Source organism: Burkholderia sp. Ac-20345 (genome assembly GCF_017104825.1).
Taxonomy (GTDB): Bacteria; Pseudomonadota; Gammaproteobacteria; order Burkholderiales; family Burkholderiaceae; genus Burkholderia; species Burkholderia lata_B.
Genome location: NZ_JAAGPO010000374.1, coordinates 1 through 4,325 on the forward strand (window position 1 = coordinate 1; position 4,325 = coordinate 4,325).

Sequence of the window (4,325 nt, forward strand, 5' to 3'; positions counted from 1 at the left end):
TCGTCGCGCGGCTCGACGCGGCCGCGCACCGGGCGGGCGAGATCGGCGCGCAGCGCGCCGGGCGCCTGACGATCGGCTTCGTCAGCGCCGCGCTGTTCGACACGCTGCCGCGCGCGATCCGTGCGTTGCGCGAGAGCGCGCCCGACGTGGAGCTCGTGATGAGCGAGATGAGCAATGCCGAGCAGGCGATCGCTCTCGAGCGCGGCGAGATCGATATCGGGCTGCTGCACACGCCGGTCGCGGTCAACGGCAGGATGCGCGAGAAGCTGATCCGGCGCGATCCGCTCGTCGCGGTGCTGCCGATGGATTTCCCGCGCCAGCCCGACGGCACCGTTACGCTGGCCGAGCTCGCCGCGGCCGGCCTCGTGTGGTTTCCGCACGATCAGCTGCCGCTGATCCGCGCGGGCATCCTGAGCGCGTTCCGCCAGGCCGGGCATGCGGTGGACATCGTGCTCGACGTGAACCGCACGCTGACCGTGGTCGCGTGCGTCGCCGCCGGATGCGGCGTGTCGCTGCTGCCGCGCTCGATCCACGCGTTCGCATTCGACGGCGTCACTTACAGCCCGATCCGCGACGGTGCCGCACTGCCGCATTTCGAACTGAGCGCGATCTGGCCGGCCCGGTCTCGCCCGACACTCGCGGACCGCTTCGCCGCGCTGTTGCCGTCGGCCGACACGCGCGCCTGAGCGGCAGGCGCCGCATGCGGCACGGCGTCGCCCGGAAACAGGCCGCACCGGTCGCGCACCGCTTCGCTTCCGGTACGGGTCGTGTTGCGTCGTCTGCAGGGTCCGTCGTCGATGGATGAAAGCGCGCGCGTCATGCGAGCGTCGCGGTCGCCTGCATGGTCAGCCAGCCGTCGCGATCCTTCGCCCACAGCTCGATCGTCCGGCCGTCATCCGAAGGCTTGCCGCACAGCGTGAACGGCTCCCCGTCGAACGTCGGGCGCACTGCGCGAAACGCGAAGCTCGCGAGCGTCGCACCGGGCCGTTCGCGATGCACGAGATCGACCAGCAGCGTCGCGATCAACGGGCCGTGCACGACGAGCCCCGGATAACCTTCCTCCTGCGTCACGTAGCTGCGGTCGTAATGGATGCGGTGACCGTTGAAGGTCAGCGCCGAATAACGGAACAGCATCACGGCGTCGGCCGTGACCGTGCGCGACCACGTCTCGCCTGCCGGCGCCGCGATCGGCTTCGGCGCGGGTGCGCCCGGCTGCGGCGCGTCGCGATAAACGATGTCGTGCTCCTCCTCGACGCACAGCGCGCCGTCGCACTCGATCCGGTGCTGCACCGTCACGAATACGAGCCGGCCGCTGCGGCCCGTCTTGTCCTCGAGGTTCGCGACCGTCGATTCGCGCGTCGCGCGCCGCCCCGTGCGCAGCGGCGCATGGAACGTCAGGCGGCCGCCGGCCCACATGCGGCGCGGCAGCGGCACGGGCGGCAGGAAGCCGCCGCGCTTCGGGTGGCCATCGGGGCCGACTTCGGCCAGCGGTGCGACGGGCAGGAAATAGAGCCAGTGCCACATCGGCGGCACAACGTCGCCGGGCGGCGGGTGATCGAGCGTGGCGGCCAGCGCGTTCAGCGGGAACGCGGTGATGTCGTCGCCGAGCGTTTCGGTCTTGCCGAGCCACGCGTCGAGCGACGCCGGGCCGGGGGGCTGCGAGGATGGGGTGGACACGTGCGGAATCTCCGGGATGCTTGCAACGGCCTCAATATGCACGCCGCGCGACGTTTCGCGAAGCCGGATTTCCCGAACCCCGGCTTCGCACCTGCCTGACCTGCCCGACCTGCCGAGCCGTCCTGGCGGACGACTTTCGTCTGACCATTCGACCGCGGCCGCCGCCGGGCCGGCAACCTTATAGCTTGACCACCGCCGGCACGCCGCCTAAATTGCATCAGACGGGCCGGCCGCGCCGCGCGCGACATGTCATTCGGGTGACGAAAACGATAGTTTGCTATCGAATTATTTTGCCCCTATCATCTCGCCCATGACCAATCTGCACGACCTCCGTCTCGCCGTCAGCAGCCTGCTGGTGCTGTCCGCGCGCAAGTGGCGCCGCACCAGTGACGGCGTGCTGACCGCGTACAACGTGTCCGAGGCCTGCGCGACGCCGCTGCTGATCGCCGGGCGCCTCGGCGAAGGCGTGCGGCAAGGCACGCTCGCCGAATACGTCGGCATCGAAGGGCCGTCGCTCGTGCGCCTGCTCGACCAGCTGTGCGCGGCCGGCCTCGCGCGCCGCGACGAGGATCCGCACGATCGCCGCGCGAAAACGATCTCTCTGACGGCCGCCGGCCGCGCGGTCACCGCGAAGATGGAGGAAGACCTGCGCGCGCTGCGTGCGCAGGTGCTCAAGGGTGTCACGCGCGCCGATCTCGAAGCGACGCTGCGCGTGCTCGACGCATTCAATGCATCCGAGTCGCACACGCCCGCCGCGCGCGCATCCCACCCCGGCAACGCCACGTCATGACCTACCCGAGCCTTCGCGACTGGCTGTTCTCGGGCAAGACGTTCGCCGCGTCGATGCTCGCGCTGTACCTCGGCCTGTATTTCCAGTTGCCGCGCCCGTACTGGGCGATGGCAAGCGTCTACATCGTGTCGAACCCGTTCGTCGGCGCGACGCGCTCGAAGGCGCTGTATCGCGCGCTCGGCACCGCGCTCGGCGCGGCCGCCGCGATCTTCTTCGTGCCGCCGTTCGTCGAGACACCGCTGCTGTTCGCGATCATCGTCGCCACCTGGTGCGGCACGCTGCTCTACCTCGCGATCTCCGACCGCACCGCGCGCAGCTACGTGTTCATGCTCGCCGGCTACACGATGCCGCTGGTCGCGCTGCCAACCGTGACCGATCCGTCCACCGTGTTCGACGTTGCGATCGCACGTACCGAGGAGATCGTGCTCGGCATCGTGTGCGCGAGCGTGGTCGGCAGCGCGATCTTCCCGAACCGGCTCGCGCCGACGCTGATCGAGCGCACCGACGCGTGGTTCAAGGACGCCGCGTTCTACGGCCGCGAGACGCTGTCCGGGCACATCGCCGGCAAGGCGTTGTCCGCGTGCCGGCAACGCCTCGCGGCGACCATCACGGGCCTCGAATTCCTGCTGAGCCAGCTGAGCTACGACCATGCGCACCCGCGCATCCTCGCGCGCGCGCAAGCGCTCGCGGGCCGCATGCAGCTGTTCCTGCCGCTGATGTCGTCGCTCGCCGATCCGTTGATCGCGCTGATGCGCGACCTGCACATCCGGCCGGCCGGGCTCGACGAGCTGCTTGCCGATGCCGCGAAATGGTTCGACGCGCCGCTGCCGGCCGTCCGGGCCGGCACCGACGGCGACATGACCGACGACCCGGTCGCGGAACGCCTGCGCGAACGCATCGCCGCGCTGCAGCCGGCCGACCACGCGCTCGCGAGCTGGGACGGCGCGCTGCTGTCGAACGCGCTGTGGCGGCTGCGCCAGGTCATCGACATCTGGCAGGACTGCCGTTCGCTGCGCGCGCTGATCGGCAACGAAGCGGGTGTCTGGCAGCCGCGCTACCGGCACTGGCGGCTCGGCGGCACCGAACGTTTCTTCGATCGCGGGATGATGCTGTTCTCGACGCTGACCGTCGTCGCCGCGATCGTGTTCGCGAGCTGGCTGTGGATCGCGTCCGGCTGGCACGACGGCGCCGCGGCCGTCACGCTCGTGGCCGTGTCGTGCAGCTTCTTCGCCGCGCTCGACGAGCCGGCGCCGCTGGTGTTCAAGTTCTTCCTCGCGACGACCGCAAGCGTCGTGTTCGCGGGCCTGTACCTGTTCGTCGTGCTGCCGCACGTGCACGATTTCGCGATGCTCGTCGTGATGTTCGCAGGCCCGTTCATCCTGATCGGCACGCTGCTGCCGCGCCCGCAGTTCAACATGGTGACGATGCTCGTCGCCGTGAACACGGCCACCTTCATCAGCATCCAGGGTGCGTACGACGCCGATTTCTTCGTGTTCCTGAACAGCAACCTCGCGGGCGTCGGCGGGCTGCTGTTCGCTTATGTATGGACGCGTGCGACGCGGCCGTTCGGCGCGGAACTCGCGGTGCGGCGCCTGCTGCGCTCGGGCTGGGAAGATGTCGCGCGCTCCGCGTCGACGCAGCCGCTCGACGACCAGCGCAACCACGCGTCGCGGATGCTCGACCGCGTCACGCAGCTGCTGCCGCGCCTCGGCGCGTCCGACGATCACCGCCACCCGTCGATCGAAAGCTTCCGCGACCTGCGCATCGCGCTCAACGCGCTCGACCTGCGCCGCTCGCGCCGCCGGCTGTCGGGCGACGTGCCCGACGCGATCGACCGCGTGCTGGCCGGCGTCACCGA

At 70.0% G+C, this 4,325-nt stretch carries 4 protein-coding genes; 3 read left to right on the plus strand and 1 reads right to left on the minus strand.

What is annotated here, in order from left to right; translation table 11 throughout:
- On the plus strand, positions 1–686 hold a 686-nt coding region (locus G3O06_RS46750), incomplete at its 5' end, for a LysR family substrate-binding domain-containing protein (RefSeq protein WP_205820135.1).
- Positions 687–816: 130 nt separating this feature from the next.
- Here G3O06_RS46750 and G3O06_RS46755 read toward each other — a convergent pair.
- Entirely contained in the window at positions 817–1,677 is an 861-nt protein-coding gene (locus G3O06_RS46755; RefSeq protein ID WP_205820136.1) for a MaoC family dehydratase N-terminal domain-containing protein, read from the minus strand.
- 310 nt (positions 1,678–1,987) lie between these two features.
- On the opposite strand from G3O06_RS46755, the gene G3O06_RS46760 reads away from it, so the two are divergent.
- On the plus strand, positions 1,988–2,467 hold the full coding sequence (locus G3O06_RS46760; RefSeq protein WP_205820137.1) for a MarR family transcriptional regulator: 480 nt from the start codon (positions 1,988–1,990) through the stop codon (positions 2,465–2,467).
- On the plus strand, positions 2,464–4,325 hold a 1,862-nt coding region (locus G3O06_RS46765), incomplete at its 3' end, for an FUSC family protein (RefSeq protein ID WP_205820138.1). The genes G3O06_RS46760 and G3O06_RS46765, both read left to right, overlap by 4 nt.